Genomic DNA, 15,876 nt, shown 5'->3' with positions numbered 1-15,876 from the left:
GTTCATCCATACCATAGATTAAAGCGTTCAATAGAAAATATGCAAAACCAAGAGGCTCAAGAAGCTCAAAATATATCTTTAATTGTTGCGGTAGACCAACATAATGCCATTGGTAAAGACAACCAATTGCTATGGCACTTACCCAACGACTTGAAGTTTTTTAAAAAAACAACATCTGGCCATAGCATTATTATGGGACGTAAAACATACGATTCTATAGGTAAACCTTTGCCTAATAGAAGAAATATCATCATTACCCGCCAAAAAGATTTACAAATTGATGGTGCCGAGCTGTACAGCAGCCTTGCCGAAGCTTTAATACAAACTAAAAACGAAAATGAAGTTTTTATCATCGGCGGAGCAGAAATTTACAAACAATCTTTAGGCCTGGCTCATAAGATTTATTTAACGCTGGTACATCATGTTTTTGAGGCAGACACTTATCTAACCGACTTAAAATTAGAAGATTGGAACATCCTAAGCAGAGAGGATTTTAGTAAGGATGAGAAGCATGCTTATGATTATTCTTTCTTGATACTGCAAAAGCCTTGATACATATATGAATAAATTAATTTTAGAAATTTTATAATTTAAAAATTTAATTAGCTTTGCCGTCTTATATAGAAGAGAAGTACTAATAATCAATTAAAAACAAAATGCAAAACAAAGGAGTAATTAAGTTTGCAGCAGTTATTTTAACATTACTGAGTTTGTATGCCCTTTCTTTTACATTTTTTGCCAACAAGGTAGAAAGTGATGCTAAAGAGTATGCAAAAGGCGATCCTGAAAAAGAAAGAATCTATTTAGATTCTATGTCTTCACAACCTGTTTACCCTCTACTTGGTCATACTTACCAGTATGTAAAAGAAAGAGAAATACAGTTAGGTTTAGACTTAAAAGGTGGTATGAACGTAACCATGGAGATAGATTTATCTGCATTGATTAGAAGTTTAGCCAACAATCCGGATGACGCCAATTTCAATCAGGCATTAAAAAATGCTCAAAACAGATTAAAAACAAGTCAGGAAAGTTTAGTAACGCTTTTCGTACAAGAGTATGAAAAATTAAGCCCTAGTGGTAAGCTAGCAACTTTTTATTCGACAAAAGAAAATGCTGCCGAGCTCAAGTTAGATGCTACCAACGCTCAAGTAAAAACTTTCTTAGATAAACAAGCAAACTCTGCGGTTGAAAGATCTTTCAACATCTTAAGAACTCGTATAGATAAATTTGGCGTAACACAACCCAATATCCAATTACAAGAAGGTTCTAACAGAATTTTGGTTGAGCTACCTGGTGTAACAGATAAAGAACGTGTTCGTAAACTATTACAAGGTTCTGCTAAATTAGAGTTCTACGAAACTTTTGAAAACCAAGAGATTTTCCCTCTTATTCAAAATATCAACAATATTTTAGCTGCTAAACAACCTAAAGAGGAAGCAAAACCAGCTATAAAAAGTGCTGATAGCCTTGCAAAAGCTGGTGACAAACCTGCTTTATTAAGTGCTAAAAAAGATACGGTAGCAAAAGACTCTGCTGCGGCAAGTGCTGCATTAGCTAAGTCTAACCCTTTATTTGCTTTATTGGCTCCAGCAACTTTCCAAGGTGCTAACGGCCAACAAGGTTTAAGACCAGGTGCTGTAGTAGGTTATGCCAACCAAAGAGATACAGCTAAAATCAACGCTATTTTTGCTGAGCAAGATATTAAAGCTGTTATCCCGCCTAACGTAAAGTTAATGTGGGGTGTAAAAGCTATCTCAGAAACTGATAAGGTTTTTGAATTATATGCCATTAAAGCTACCGGCTTAAACGGAGAACCAGCTTTAGAAGGTGACGTTATCTCTAACGCTCGTGACGATTTCGACCAAAAAGGAAATCCTGAGGTAGTGATGGTAATGAACTCAGAAGGTGCTCGTGAGTGGAAAAGAATTACAGCTGCTGCTGCAGGTTCTGCACAAAGCGAAGAGGATAATAAATCTATTGCTATTGTTTTAGATGGCATGGTTTATACCGCTCCAAGAGTATCAGGAGAAATCCCTAATGGTATCTCTTCTATATCAGGAAACTTTACACCAGAAGAAACAAAAGATTTAGCTAACGTATTAAAAGCTGGTAAATTACCTGCTCCTGCTAAAATTGTTGGAGAATACGTTGTAGGTCCTACCCTAGGTAAAGAGTCTATTGATAAAGGTTTAGCTTCTTCTGTAGCAGGTTTATTAGTGGTATTGTTATTCATGCTGTTCTATTATAACAGAGCAGGTTGGATTGCAAATCTTGCCCTACTAGCTAACTTATTCTTCTTAATTGGTGTAATGGCATCTTTAGGTGCTGTATGGACTTTACCTGGTATTGCAGGTTTGGTACTTACCATAGGTATGGCGGTAGATGCTAACGTATTGATTTATGAAAGAATTAAAGAAGAGTTAGAATCTGGAAAATCTTTAAGATTGGCTGTTGCCGATGGTTTCTCTAACTCTTACTCGGCTATCTTAGACTCTAACATCACAACCTTAATAACAGGTGTTATTTTAATGGTGATGGGTTCTGGACCAATTTTAGGTTTCGCAACTACTTTAGTAATTGGTATTATCTGTTCTTTATTTACAGCTATATTTATCAGTAGATTGGTATTAGACCAAAAAGTTGATAAAGGCCAGAACGTACCTTTCTCTACTTCTTTCACCAAAAAATTATTCAAAGGCTCTACTTTTGATTTCGTAAAAGAACGTAAGAAATTCTATATCATCTCTTCTATCATCATTATTGCGGGTATCATTTCTATCTTCACTAGAGGTTTCAGTTTAGGTGTAGATTTCCAAGGTGGTAGAACTTATGTAATCGAATTCCAAAAAGAGATAAGCACTTTAGAGGTAAGAAACGTTTTAACCGATGCATTTGAAAACGATGCTCCAGAGGTGAAAAGCTATGGTAATGGTGTAAGAGTAACTACAGATTATCTTATTACTGATGAAGGTGCCGATACGGAAAAAATTGTTGAGAATAAACTTAATGAAGGTCTTAAAAAGTTAAACGCTCCTTACGAAATTAAGGATGCTCAGAAAGTAGGACCAACAGTAGCTAATGACATTAAAACATCCGCTATTTACGCTGTATTATTATCTATTTTCGCTATCTTCATTTATATCTTCATCCGTTTTAGAAAAATAGAATTTGGTATAGCTTCTATTATTGCCTTAGCGCATGACGTTTTAATAGTATTAGCTTTCTTCTCCTTACTAAACGGTTTTGTACCATTCTCTTTAGATATCGATCAATCATTTATCGCGGCTATTTTAACTGTAATGGGTTATTCTATCAACGATACGGTTGTTATCTTCGATAGGGTAAGAGAGTACTTAAACGATAATAGAAACAAAAACGAAACCATGGGAACCATCATTAACAACGCCCTTAATAGCACATTAAGTAGAACGGTTGTTACGGGTCTGTCTACCATATTTGTATTGATTATCCTATTCATCTTTGGTGGCGAGATTTTAAGAGGCTTCTCTTTCGCTATGTTAATTGGTGTAATTGTAGGTACTTACTCTTCATTATTTGTGGCAACACCAGTAGTTGTTGAGTTTATGAGAAATAAAGGAGAAGAAAAGAAATAATCTTCTTTTAAACCCATATGAAAAGGCTTTCCATTTAAATCGGAAAGCCTTTTTTGTTGAGCTATTAGCTCCCCCCCAGCCTCTAATAATTGTCTATCCAAAATCATTTAGCCTATTAATCTCTACTAAAATAGTATAGTTTAAAATAATTCCTATATATTTGTTGTACTAATTATTGTTATGACAAAAGAATCTTTTAATACCTACTCTTACCTCTTAGACCGTACGAATAGAAGAATTAAACAGTTCGCACAAAAAAGGTTTAAAGAAGAAAGCTTTGATATTACGGTAGACCAATGGCTGGTTTTAAAATCATTAAATGAAGAAAATGACCAAAACCAAAGCGAGTTGGCCGAGCAGATTGGGAAAGACCATCCTACCCTAACCCGTATTATTGATTTACTGTGTAAAAAAGAATTGATTGAACGAAGACAATTAGCCAGCGATAGACGTTGTTTTACAATACATCTTACAGAAAAAGGAAAACAAAAAATGGAAGAATGGGCTCCTAAAGTTGCGGAAATAAGAATGAAAGCCTGGGAGAACCTCACCGAAAAAGATTACGAAGACTTAAAAAGAATTTTAAATACCATCTATCAATCTCTAGAAATATGAACACACAAATTAGTACAGACATTTGCATTATAGGCGCAGGTCCGGTTGGCTTATTTGCCGTTTTTGAAGCAGGTTTACTTAAAATGCGTTGCCACTTGGTTGATGTTTTACCACAAGTAGGCGGACAGTTATCAGAAATATATCCTCAAAAACCTATTTACGATATCCCGGGTTATCCAGAAATTAAAGCTCAGGAGCTAGTAGATAATTTGATGGAACAGATTAAACCATTTGACCCGGGCTTTACCTTAGGAGAAAGAGTTGAACGCTTAACTAAGCAAGAAGACGGCAGCTACCAGGTGATGACCAGTGATAAGACAAGTATCCACTGTAAAGTAGTGGTTATTGCGGGCGGCTTAGGTTGTTTTGAACCTCGTAAACCAGATATAGAAAATCTTCAATTGTTTGAAGGTAAAGGTGTAAGCTATATGGTGAAAGATCCAGAGCTTTATCGTGATAGAAAAGTGGTACTAGCTGGTGGCGGCGACTCTGCTTTAGACTGGACTATTTTTCTGGCTAATATTGCACAAGAAGTTACTTTAGTACACCGTGGTGATACTTTTAGAGGTGCACCAGACTCGGCAGAAAAAGTATTTAAGCTTGCCGAAATGGGAAAAATCAACCTGGTTCTTTCTGCTCACCTTAACAAAATTAATGGCGATACGCATTTAGAAAAAGTGCATCTGCTTAGCAAAACTAAAGAAGAAAAAATATTGGATGCAGATTATCTCATCCCCTTATTTGGCTTAAGCCCAAAACTTGGCCCGATTGGTGAATGGGGTTTAAATATTGAAAAATCGGCTATTGCAGTAAATACAGAAGACTATTCTACCAACGTAGAAAGAATTTATGCCATTGGCGATATCAACACCTATCCGGGTAAACTAAAACTCATTTTAAGTGGTTTCCATGAGGCAGCTTTAATGTGCCAGAGCGCTTTTAAATATGTTTATCCCGATCAAAAATTATCTTTTAAATATACTACCGTTTATGGTGTAAATACTTTTTAAATATGATAAAGCTAACAGTTGTAGATAGAGACGATACAGAGCAAGAGATTGAAATTCCTACGGATATTAACCTCAACTTAATGGAAGTTTTAAAAGCTTCTGAATATAATATATTAGCCACTTGCGGAGGCATGGCCTTATGCGCCACTTGCCATGTACAGGTTTTAGAAGGCTTAGAACAATTGACAGATGCCCAAGATGCCGAACTAGATATGCTAGACACCCTCCCAGATGCAGGTACTGATAGCAGATTGGCATGTCAGTTGAAGGTTAATGAACAATTGAATGGCATCAAAGTAAAAATTAGAGGCGAAGAAGCTTAATAATCACGATATGAAAAGCGATAAAAAATTCCCAAAAGTCATCATCATTGGTGGTGGATTTGGAGGTATCCAACTGGCTAAAAAGCTCAGACATGCAGAAGTAAACATCTTGATGCTAGATAGGCATAACTACCATACCTTCCAACCTTTACTCTATCAGGTTGCTACAGGTGGTTTAGAGCCAGATTCTATTGCTTTCCCTATCCGTAAAGTATTTCGCGAACAAAAAAACTTAGCCTTTAGGGTGGCAAATGTTACAGCTATCCATACAGAAAATAATACCATTAGTACCAGTATTGGTGATTTTGATTATGATTACTTGGTTTTAGCAACGGGGTCTGAGACTAACTTTTTCGGGCAGAAAGAGATAGAGCATTATGCCATGCCGATGAAAACCGTTCCCGAAGCTTTAAACTTACGTTCTTTAATTCTACAGAACTTAGAGGAAGCACTTATTGAGGAAGACCCCATCAGGAGAGATGCGCTTCTAAATTTTGTAGTAGTAGGTGGCGGCCCTACAGGCGTAGAAACTGCAGGTGCACTAGCTGAACTTAAAAACCACGTACTTCCGGCTGATTATCCAGAACTGGATATACAAAGGATGCGTATTTTCTTGATAGAGAATTCTGAACGTGTTTTAACACCTTTTTCTGAACAAGCTTCTTACAAAGCACAAGAGTTTTTAGAAAATATGGGCGTTACCGTGATGCTTCAAAAACTAGTTGCTGCTTATGATGGCGATAGAGTAGTTTTAAAAGATGGTGAAATTTTACCTACCAAAGCAGTTATCTGGAGCGCTGGTGTTAAAGGTGCTACCATTCCGGGATTGGATAAAGCACAAATTGTTAGAGGTGGCCGTATTAAAACACAGCCCGATAATTTGATTGTTGGCTACAACAATATCTTCGCTATTGGAGATTTAGCTGCTATAGAAAGTCCTGAATATCCATATGGTCACCCCGGTGTGGCTCAGGTAGCTATACAGCAAGGGCAGCAATTGGCTAAAAACTTAGTTAGAATCATCAATAACCAACCTACCCAAGCTTTTGATTATTATGACAAAGGTGCTATGGCTACCATTGGTAGAAATAAAGCCGTAGTAGATTTAAAATACTGGAAGTTCCAAGGCTTTTTTGCTTGGTTAACCTGGATGTTTATTCACCTCCTTTTCCTGGTAGGTTTTAGAAATAAAATGGTTACCCTGATGAATTGGATTGTAAACTATTTCAGTTACGACAGAGGGACACGTTTGATTATCAGGAAGTTTGATAGAGATTTAATGAAAGAAGAAGCAGAGGCTATTTAAAATTTCATATTAAATGATTACCTTTAAGCACTGTCAAGAATCATTACAACTACAGAAAAATAAGAAAAGCCCTGCATGCATTTGCGGGGCTTTTGATTTTTCTATCTTCTCGATACTTTAATTAAGACTTCGGTTTATCACGTTTTTGAGGATAGTTCCCCTTGCTTTTAAATTGCTTATAGCTTTGTTTAGGCTTGCTCATGACTGAGGCCTCTTCTGTTTTACTAGATTGGGCCACCATCTGCATGATCTCTGCCAATTCTTCTTTGGTTAAATTACGCCATTTACCTAAAGGGATATTCTGTAAAGAAACATTCATAATCCTGACACGCTTTAAACGGGTAACTTCATAGTCCAAATACTCACACATCCTTCTAATTTGCCTATTTAAACCTTGTGTCAACACAATTTTGAAGATAAAATCGCTCTCCTTTTTAATCACACATTTATTGGTGATGGTACCCAAAACAGGTACTCCGGCAGCCATTTTTCGTAAAAAATCTGTCGTGATAGGCTTATTCACTGTAACCACATATTCTTTTTCGTGGTTATTACCAGCTCTTAAAATCTTGTTCACAATATTCCCATCGCTGGTTAAGAAAATCAAACCTTCAGAGGGTTTATCTAACCTCCCGACAGGAAAAATTCTTTTAGGATGGTTGATATAATCAATGATATTGCCTTCTACATTTCTTTCTGTGGTACAAGTAATGCCTCGGGGTTTATTAAAAGCGATATATATATCTTGCTCAGGACTTTTAAACTTTATCCTTCTACCATCTACCCTTACATCATCTTCATGATTTACACGATCTCCTAAAACACCAGTTTTACCGTTTATCGTTACCCTACCCTCTTCTATTAGCCTATCGGCCTCTCGCCTAGAGCAAAAACCTGTATCGCTGATAGCTTTATTTAAACGTAAATCGTTTGCGTTACTCATTATCCTAAAATCTGAAGAGCAAAAGTATTAAAATTAACGTTTAATATTAAGGAGTATTCTTTTAGGCCACTAACACACCCCCTACAAATAAAAACCAGCCCTTAAAGCTATTCTTTGATAATTATTTTGAAGATTGATATTTTGTTGAACGGTACCATAGCGTTGATCGCGGTAGCCAATACTAATCATCACGCCAGCATTATTACTTAAGCCAATTTTTAATCCAAGACCTGCTGCAAAAACAGTCCCACCTTCATAAGAAATACCGGTTATGGTATTTTTAGTTCCGTTAAAGCCGTAACCAAAATCAGTAAAGTAAAAGGGTACAAATTGCTTACCTGCTCTAAAATCTCCACGTAAGGTACCTATCACCGGGAAAAAAGTTTGTGTCGCATATAAATCTATCCCGGCACCAACACCTGCAAATAAAAACTGATTAAACTTATAGCCATTAATAGTCTGAAAAGAAAATGCAGAGGTATTCACATTAAGTTCGCCGGTATTTTGTGAAGCTAGCGGACCAAGCTCGGTAAAATGTCCAAATCCTTTTTGCTTGATATTAAAAACTGGAGGAATTTCCTCTTCTCTAATTTCTTTAATTTCATTGGATTTAAATACGTATAAATTCCTATCTACAGATTGTATACTTATTTTATCCTGTTCTTTATTAATGATTTTACCTCGAATAACCCATCCGTTAAGCAAATAAATAACATCTTCTTTTTTTTGAGCAAAGCTTTGTAAGCCAAATAAAACAATAAAAATGATAGCGAGTAGTTGAATCTTCATGATAAAAATAAGGGTAAATAATTAGTTTCCTGCCCAGGTTTTAAATGCAGCCACTCTTTCTCTACTCACTATAAAATCATTTACTGCATTACCGCTGTTTAGGCTAAGTTTTAATCGTCTATTGGTATACAATTTAATATCCTTAATAGCATCAATTCTGGCAATAACCTGCCTATTAAGTCTAAAAAACTCCTTTTCGTTTAAGTGCTCCATCAAGCTATCTAAAGTATAATCTATCGGGAAAGCTTTTCCATCTGTAGTATAAAGGTAAACTGATTTATCATCAGACAGAAAATAGGCTACATCGCTTACATCAACAAAAAACATTTTATTACCAATCTTAATTAGAAAGCGGTTTTTATACTTTGATGCTGGAATATCTAATAAATTTTGTTGCGCAGTTAGGGTAGCGTTTGTATAGGTTTCTAGCTTAGTAAGCGCTTGCTTAAGGCTTTTAAGAGTTACTGGTTTTAATAAATAGTCTATACTAAATAGTTCAAAAGCTTTTAAAGCATAGTTTTCATAAGCTGTTGTAAATATCACAGGGCAGGTAATTTCAACATCGTGGCTAATGCTAAAACTTAAACCATCAGATAATTGAATATCCATAAAAATACAATTAGGCATAGGGTTGCTTCTAAGCCATAAAACTGCACTTTCTACACTATCACAAGTTTCGGTTTTTTCTGTTTGAGGATAATGTTGAAGTATTAAATGACCTAATCTTTCTGCTGCAAGTGGCTCATCTTCAATGATTAAAAACTTCATAGTTTTCTACTTTTAAAACAGGTAAAGTTATTTCAAAATAATCATCTTGGTTTTTCACGGTAATTTCTTTTCCACAGATTATTTTATACTGTTGATTGATGCTTTTTAAACCTATCTGACTAGATTTTTCTAGTGTTTGCTTAGGCTGATGATTGTTTCGCACCATCAAAGTATTACTGTTTATAACAATATCTATTGAAAGTGGTTTTGATGAAGATGCAATATTATGTTTGATAGCGTTTTCTATTAAAATTTGAAGGGTTGCTGGTACAATAAAAGTGTTTTCTAGGTGGTGCTCATCAAAAGAAATATTAAACTTAATAGCTTCTGCAAAGCGCTTTTTTAATAAGAAGATGTACAAATCCATCACTTTAAGTTCGTCCTTTAAGCTAACCAACTCTTGTTCTTGATTTTTTAAGATATAACGGTAAACTTCAGAAAAACTCTCTATAAACTGATTGGCTTCTTCGCTTTTATTCATGATAAGAGAGGCCAATACATTAAGATTGTTGAATAAAAAATGAGGATTAATTTGGGTTTTAATTTGCTGTAGCTGAGCCTGAATTTGTGCTCTTTTTAACTCCTCTGCTTCTAATTGTTTTTCTCTTAATTGCTTAAAGAAATATACGATGGAGTTGATACAGTGTAAGAATAAATTGATTCTGAAAGCTAGTAAAAAGGTTAGTTTAATCTCTGTTTGGATTTCTGAAAGCTGATAACCCGAATACCAAATACCAGCTATAGCAATAACTACAATGGCGGCAATAAAAGTAAGTGGTAAACTGCTTAGGAATAAAAGAGCCAAAAATTTAACAGCCGATGGCGTTCTGTAATAGCGTCTTAAAACTTGCTCTGCCAGCCTACTTAATCCCAAACAAAAAATACAATAAGTATAAAAGAAAGTATTAAGGCTTCTGATGAAGCCTTAACTTGATAATGATTGAAAAAGTCTGTAAAATAGGTATTGATGTAAGAATAAATCCCTAAAGCTACGATGATTATATACCTATATTTTAAACCAAACATATTAGAAAATTTCTTACATCAATACTATGAATTTTTATTGATTAATTTATTTATGGTAACAGTACTTGATCTATGACATGTACCACACCATTGGTTGTAATAACATCTGCAGCTATGATGTTAGATGCGGAAGTATTAGCTCTACCTCTAACTTTAGCTCCACCTGATAAAGTTATGGTAACTGTACCGCCATTTAGTGTAGCTGGTGTTGCGCCTTCTGTTAAATCTGATGATAAAACTCTGGCACTGATAACATGGTAAGTTAAAATACTGGTTAAAGTTGCCGGACTAGCCGCTTGAATAGCTGCTGTAGTTGCAAAACCTGCATTGATAAAAGCTTGGTTGGTTGGGGCAAATACAGTTAAAGGACCCGCGGCAGATAATGCTGCAGCTACATTGGTAGTGCCCTCGCTAGCTCTTAATACTGCTGCAACCAAATAACTTAAATTAGCATTACCTTGTGCTGCTTGTACAATATTACCAACGGCTGGCATTAAAACTTTGTTAATTACATGGATAACGCCATTTGAAGCTTGTACATCTGCTTGTGTTACTTGAGCACCATTTACAAAAACACCTCTTTGGTCTTTAGTTACAAATATATTTGTTTGTGCTAAAGTTTGTACCGGTGTATTAGATGCTGTTTGAATCTGAGACGATAGGATGCGGCTACCAACCACATGATAAGTTAAAATAGAAACTAAAGTCTCTTTTGACAAAGCAGAAACTGCCGCTTCATTTGCAAAACCTGCTGCTATAAAAGCTTGGTTGGTTGGCGCAAATACAGTAAGTGGGCCTGCACCGCTTAATGCACCTACTAAATCTGCTTTAATTACTGCAGCTTCTAAGAAACTAAACTCTGGGTTGTTTACCACCAACTGTACAATGTTGTTTTGTGGTTGTACTGGTTCATCGTCTTTTTTACATCCTGTAAAAGAAACTGTTACTAGAATTAGGCTTGTGATGATGCCTAATTTCATCCATTTTTTTGTTGCTGTGCTTCTCATAATTTTTCGTTTTATGTTATGTTCAAATAACTTTAAAGACGAAAATTAGATTTGCTTAACCTACTGAAGCAGCCATTTTATTGGATGAATTGTACCTAATGGAAACTTAAACGTTTTTAAAAATTCCCCTCAGATGAGCAATTTTCATCTGAGGCGAGAAATTATATGGCTTTTAGCCAAGCTTCAGCCATGAGTTTTGCACCAGCCAAAGAAGGATGCACACCATCATAAGTCCAGTAAACACCCGGAGCAGATTTCTGCGCTTCATCAAAAACCTTTTGATAAGGAATAAATACCGCTTGAAACTCGTCTGCTATTTCTTTAGCTGCTTTTCTATATTCATCAAAAGCCGGATACCAAGATTCATCAACAGCTTTAATACCTTTAACAGCAAAAGGTTCGCCTATAATAAACTTAATGTTGGGCAAACTAGCTTTGGTTTTAGTCAATAAAGCCCTAAAGTCTTTCTTATAGGTTTCTATAGTACCATCATATTTACCATTGTGTTTATGCCAATAATCATTAACACCAATTAAAATACTTAAAACCTGAGGCTTCAGCTCTAAGCAATCTTTTTCCCATCTTTCTGCCAATTGGTAAACTTTGTTTCCACTAATGCCTTTATTATAAATCTTAAGCTCTTTATCAGGATGTTTTAGAAGCATTTCTGCTGCTGCTTGTACGGCATAACCTCCACCTAAGCTATTAGGGGTGTTAAAATTTAAATCATCTTTTTTTCTTCCAGCATCTGTAATAGAATCTCCTTGAAAAAGGATAACATCACCTTTTTGGAGTTTTATGCCTGCTGCTTTAGGCATAGCAGCCTGTACAATTTCAGGTATGCTTAAAGCTAAAACACCTGCCATAGAGGTGCCTTTTAAAAATGCTCTTCTTTTTATCATGAGGTTTATCATTATTTATTTAAAACCATTTTATAATGCTGTATACCAGCTTCTTCAAAAATATCGCCTACCGCTTGAAAGTTAAATTTCTGATATAAACCCATAGCGGTTATTTGTGCATGTAAATAAACATACTCAGCATCTTTGGGTAAATCTGCCAAAACTGTTTTAAGCATAGCCTGCGCTACTCCTTTACCTCTACAAGATTTTAATACAGCAAAACGCTCTAGCTTATAACCTTTATCTGTTTTGCGCCATCTGCAAGCGCCTGCTGGCTCTGCATTTAATAAAGCTAAAAAATGATGAGAGATATCTTCATTTTCCCATTCTAGCTCTGGCGGACAATTTTGTTCTACCACAAAAACTTCTTTTCTGATAGCAAAAACCTTTTCAAGCTCTTCTTGCGCTATTACCTTTTTAACTTCTATCATACCTTAAACTTATTTTATTTTGGCATTTTTACCAAATAAAAAAGGGTAGAATTTCTCCTACCCTCTCCTCTCAATTATTTTTATTAAAGTTTTGAATTTGCATCTATGCAATTTAAATCTTCAAATGCTGCGGTTAAGCGCTTCACAAATTGATCTTCACCTTTTCTTAACCAAACTCTTGGGTCGTAATATTTTTGTTTGGAGAATCATCACCTTCAGGGTTACCAATTTGGCCTTGTAAATAACCTTCTTTTCCTTTATAGTAGTTTAAAATACCTTCCCAGAATGCCCATTGCATATCTGTATCGATATTCATTTTAATAGCTCCATAAGAAATAGCTTCTCTAATTTCTTCTTGTGAAGAACCAGAACCACCATGGAATACAAAGTTGATAGGTTTCTCAGCAGCTAAGCTAAATTTCTGTTTTACATACTCTTGTGAGTTGTGTAAAATTACAGGCTGTAGTTTTACGTTTCCTGGCTTGTAAACACCATGTACGTTACCAAAAGCTGCTGCAACAGTAAATCTGTGACTTATTTTACTTAATTCTTCATAAGCATAAGAAACTTCTTCTGGTTGGGTATATAGTTTTGATGAATCAACATCAGAATTATCAACACCATCTTCTTCACCACCTGTTACACCTAACTCTATTTCTAAAGTCATACCCATTTTGCTCATACGCTCTAAATAGGTTTTGCAAATTTCAATATTCTCTTCAATAGACTCTTCAGATAAATCTATCATGTGCGAAGAAAATAATGGTTTGCCATGCTGTGCGTAAAATTTCTCTCCAGCATCTAACAATCCATCTAACCAAGGCAATAATTTCTTAGCGCAATGGTCTGTATGCAAAATAACGGCAACACCGTAATGTTCTGCCAATAAATGCACATGCTGTGCAGCAGAAACACCACCTAAAATGCATGCTTGTAATTTATCATTATCAAGAGATTTACCTGCATAAAATTGCGCCCCTCCGTTAGATAGTTGCACAATAACTGGCGAATTAACAGCTTTAGCTGTTTCCATTACAGCGTTAATAGAATTGGTACCAATTACATTAACGGCAGGTAAAGCAAACTGATGTTTTTTTGCGGCTTCAAATAATTCTTGAACTTGCTCTCCGGTAATTACCCCTTTAAAATCTTTTAAACTCATTTCTATTTCAATTTTTCTAAGACTCGAAGTTAAAAAAATTTATTAAACCGGCTGAATAGTTATTGAAAATAAGCCTTTTGTAAATTCTACACCTACTAAAAAACATTAAGGGTTAAGTATTCATCAATTTTTTGTTTATTTGCATTCTCACTTTTTTAAAAGAATGGCTTGGTTTAAAAGAAGTACAAAAGGAATATTTACCTCAACAGAGGATAAAAAAGAAGCACCAGACGGCGTATGGAACAAGTGTCCTAATTGTAAAAAAGCACTCCATTACTCTGAACAGGTTGAGCATAAATACGTTTGTCAGTATTGCGATTATCATTTAAGAGTAGGTTCTAAAGAGTATTTTGAAATTTTCTTTGATGATAATGCTTTCGCAGAGCTATTTGGTAATTTAACCTCTGGCGATCCGCTTAATTTTACAGATACGAAATCATATAAAAATAGATTAGTTGAAAGTTATAAGAAAACAGGATTAAAAGACGCAATAAGAGCTGCCCATGGTAAAATAGACGGACAAGATTTAGTGATTGCTTGTATGGATTTCAGCTTTATTGGAGGCTCTATGGGTTCTGTAGTAGGAGAAAAAATTGCAAGATCTATAGATTATTGTATCGAGCACAAAATCCCTTTCCTGATGATTTCTAAATCTGGCGGAGCAAGGATGATGGAAGCTGCATTCTCTTTAATGCAAATGGCTAAAACATCAGCAAAACTAGCTTTATTAAGCAAAGCAAAAATCCCTTATATTTCTTTATTAACAGACCCTACAACAGGTGGTGTTACTGCTTCTTATGCGATGCTTGGCGATATTAATATTGCAGAACCAGGCGCTTTAATTGGCTTTGCAGGCCCAAGGGTTATCAAAGAAACTATCAAAAAAGACTTACCAAAAGGTTTCCAAACATCTGAATTTGTTTTAGAGCATGGTTTCCTTGATTTTATTGTGGATAGAAGAGAAATCAAAAATAAGCTCTCTACTTTCATCAGAATCATGAATAACTAAACAAAAAGAGCCGATTTTAAATCGGCTCTTTTTGTTTTATAACTCTTGGTAAGCTGCACTTATACCTCTTTCTATGCCCTGCCCTTGCCACTCTTCTGCCCCCGGTATAACTTTAACTTTTGAGATTTCGGCTAAGCTTTTACCTGCTTTTTTCTCTTTAGAAACATATTCTAAAAGCTTTTCTAAATAATTCTGATAGGCTTTAATATCTTCTTGTGTTCCAATAATCTTTTGTGGGTCTAAAGCATGACCAAAAATATATTGCGTTTTTGAATCAAAGGTATCCATCGCTTTATCCAAAACCTTAATCCAATTTTGGATATCTGCTCCTGCTGTTTTATCGATATAAGGAAATCTTCTATTAAAAACTAAATCTCCGGTATGCACTGTGTTTTGATTTTCAAAATGCACAAATGAATCTCCATTGGTATGCCCAGCTCCAAAATAATGGAGCTTGATATTTTCCTTATCTAATTTATAATTCCACGTGGTTTGAAAAGTTTTATCCGGAGCTAAAATCACGCTTTCTTTACCTACTTTTTTGGCTTCTTCTGATACTCTAATTTGGTTTTTAGCAGAGTTTTCATGTGCCACCACATGTTTCACTAATCCTTTAAAAGCGATATTACCGCTGCTATGGTCGGCATGATGGTGTGTATTAATCAATAATTGAAAAGGAGTTTCATCATATCTTTTCCTCAACTCATCAATTAAATGTTGGGCCGGATTTGGAAACTGAGAGTCGACCACTGCTATTCCACTCTTGGATTTTAAAAATGCAATAGTGCCCCCTTGCTCTGTAAAAATGCCTAAGTTATCGCTCAACATCCTGATTTGATAATCAGCCATACCGAACCAAGAAGCCCAGGATTTTCCTGGTATTTGAGAAGCTGCAACTGCCAAAGCAGCGCTTTTAATAAAACCTCTTCTTTTCATACGTTTAATAGTTTACAAGCATACTACAGTTAAGC

16 protein-coding genes and 1 pseudogene are annotated in these 15,876 nt (G+C 35.4%); 7 read left to right on the top strand and 10 right to left on the bottom strand.

The window, feature by feature from the left end:
• The first annotated feature begins 39 nt into the window (after nucleotides 1-39).
• From FYC62_RS03095 to FYC62_RS03070, 6 genes are all read left to right on the top strand, one after another.
• Nucleotides 40-552 (top strand): dihydrofolate reductase, encoded by a 513-nt coding sequence (locus FYC62_RS03095; protein WP_149073874.1) that lies wholly within the window; start codon nucleotides 40-42, stop codon nucleotides 550-552.
• Nucleotides 553-656: 104 nt separating this feature from the next.
• The gene (secDF, locus tag FYC62_RS03090) at nucleotides 657-3,614 is read left to right on the top strand and encodes a protein translocase subunit SecDF (RefSeq protein WP_149073873.1); all 2,958 of its coding nucleotides are present in this window, start codon (nucleotides 657-659) and stop codon (nucleotides 3,612-3,614) included.
• 180 nt (nucleotides 3,615-3,794) lie between these two features.
• Nucleotides 3,795-4,229 (top strand): MarR family winged helix-turn-helix transcriptional regulator, encoded by a 435-nt coding sequence (locus FYC62_RS03085; RefSeq protein WP_039451694.1) that lies wholly within the window; start codon nucleotides 3,795-3,797, stop codon nucleotides 4,227-4,229.
• Nucleotides 4,226-5,239 carry an NAD(P)/FAD-dependent oxidoreductase gene (locus tag FYC62_RS03080; RefSeq protein ID WP_039451696.1) on the top strand — a complete coding sequence of 338 codons (1,014 nt, stop codon included), beginning with the start codon at nucleotides 4,226-4,228 and terminating at the stop codon, nucleotides 5,237-5,239. Before FYC62_RS03085 ends, FYC62_RS03080 begins: the two co-directional genes overlap by 4 nt.
• A 2-nt stretch (nucleotides 5,240-5,241) precedes the next feature.
• Nucleotides 5,242-5,562: a 2Fe-2S iron-sulfur cluster-binding protein gene (locus FYC62_RS03075; RefSeq protein ID WP_149073872.1), complete on the top strand. Its 321-nt coding sequence runs from the start codon at nucleotides 5,242-5,244 to the stop codon at nucleotides 5,560-5,562.
• A gap of 10 nt (nucleotides 5,563-5,572) precedes the next feature.
• On the top strand, nucleotides 5,573-6,868 hold the full coding sequence (locus FYC62_RS03070; protein ID WP_149073871.1) for an NAD(P)/FAD-dependent oxidoreductase: 1,296 nt from the start codon (nucleotides 5,573-5,575) through the stop codon (nucleotides 6,866-6,868).
• 121 nt (nucleotides 6,869-6,989) lie between these two features.
• Here FYC62_RS03070 and rluF read toward each other — a convergent pair whose 3' ends face one another.
• From rluF to fbaA, 9 genes and pseudogenes are all read right to left on the bottom strand, one after another.
• Complete coding sequence (gene rluF, locus FYC62_RS03065) at nucleotides 6,990-7,811, bottom strand: 23S rRNA pseudouridine(2604) synthase RluF (RefSeq protein WP_149073870.1); 822 nt, start codon at nucleotides 7,809-7,811, stop codon at nucleotides 6,990-6,992.
• 81 nt (nucleotides 7,812-7,892) lie between these two features.
• The gene (locus tag FYC62_RS03060) at nucleotides 7,893-8,600 is read right to left on the bottom strand and encodes a hypothetical protein (protein ID WP_149073869.1); all 708 of its coding nucleotides are present in this window, start codon (nucleotides 8,598-8,600) and stop codon (nucleotides 7,893-7,895) included.
• A gap of 21 nt (nucleotides 8,601-8,621) precedes the next feature.
• Nucleotides 8,622-9,368: a LytR/AlgR family response regulator transcription factor gene (locus tag FYC62_RS03055; RefSeq protein ID WP_149073868.1), complete on the bottom strand. Its 747-nt coding sequence runs from the start codon at nucleotides 9,366-9,368 to the stop codon at nucleotides 8,622-8,624.
• On the bottom strand, nucleotides 9,349-10,242 hold the full coding sequence (locus FYC62_RS03050) for a sensor histidine kinase (RefSeq protein ID WP_168199364.1): 894 nt from the start codon (nucleotides 10,240-10,242) through the stop codon (nucleotides 9,349-9,351). The genes FYC62_RS03055 and FYC62_RS03050 overlap by 20 nt, the downstream gene beginning before the upstream one ends.
• Entirely contained in the window at nucleotides 10,233-10,394 is a 162-nt protein-coding gene (locus FYC62_RS17015; protein WP_168199363.1) for a hypothetical protein, read from the bottom strand. Before FYC62_RS17015 ends, FYC62_RS03050 begins: the two co-directional genes overlap by 10 nt.
• A gap of 50 nt (nucleotides 10,395-10,444) precedes the next feature.
• Nucleotides 10,445-11,401, bottom strand: a complete 957-nt coding sequence (locus FYC62_RS03045) for a fasciclin domain-containing protein (RefSeq protein ID WP_052176894.1) — start codon at nucleotides 11,399-11,401, stop codon at nucleotides 10,445-10,447.
• Nucleotides 11,402-11,562: 161 nt separating this feature from the next.
• On the bottom strand, nucleotides 11,563-12,303 hold the full coding sequence (locus tag FYC62_RS03040) for an SGNH/GDSL hydrolase family protein (RefSeq protein WP_039451855.1): 741 nt from the start codon (nucleotides 12,301-12,303) through the stop codon (nucleotides 11,563-11,565).
• Between the two features lie 11 nt (nucleotides 12,304-12,314).
• On the bottom strand, nucleotides 12,315-12,734 hold the full coding sequence (locus FYC62_RS03035) for a GNAT family N-acetyltransferase (protein ID WP_149073866.1): 420 nt from the start codon (nucleotides 12,732-12,734) through the stop codon (nucleotides 12,315-12,317).
• Between the two features lie 83 nt (nucleotides 12,735-12,817).
• Nucleotides 12,818-13,896: pseudogene (gene fbaA / locus FYC62_RS03030) on the bottom strand (class II fructose-bisphosphate aldolase).
• Nucleotides 13,897-14,059: 163 nt separating this feature from the next.
• On the opposite strand from fbaA, the gene accD reads away from it, so the two are divergent.
• On the top strand, nucleotides 14,060-14,905 hold the full coding sequence (accD, locus tag FYC62_RS03025; protein WP_039451722.1) for an acetyl-CoA carboxylase, carboxyltransferase subunit beta: 846 nt from the start codon (nucleotides 14,060-14,062) through the stop codon (nucleotides 14,903-14,905).
• A 36-nt stretch (nucleotides 14,906-14,941) separates the two neighbouring features.
• On the opposite strand, the gene FYC62_RS03020 is transcribed toward accD, so the two are convergent.
• Entirely contained in the window at nucleotides 14,942-15,841 is a 900-nt protein-coding gene (locus FYC62_RS03020) for an MBL fold metallo-hydrolase (RefSeq protein ID WP_149073865.1), read from the bottom strand.
• Between the last annotated feature and the right edge of the window lie 35 nt (nucleotides 15,842-15,876).

The sequence above is a fragment of the Pedobacter aquae genome (assembly GCF_008195825.1).
GTDB lineage: Bacteria > Bacteroidota > Bacteroidia > Sphingobacteriales > Sphingobacteriaceae > Pseudopedobacter > Pseudopedobacter aquae.
Note: the sequence above shows the minus strand (reverse complement) of the source record. Positions and strands in the feature narration are given on the sequence as shown.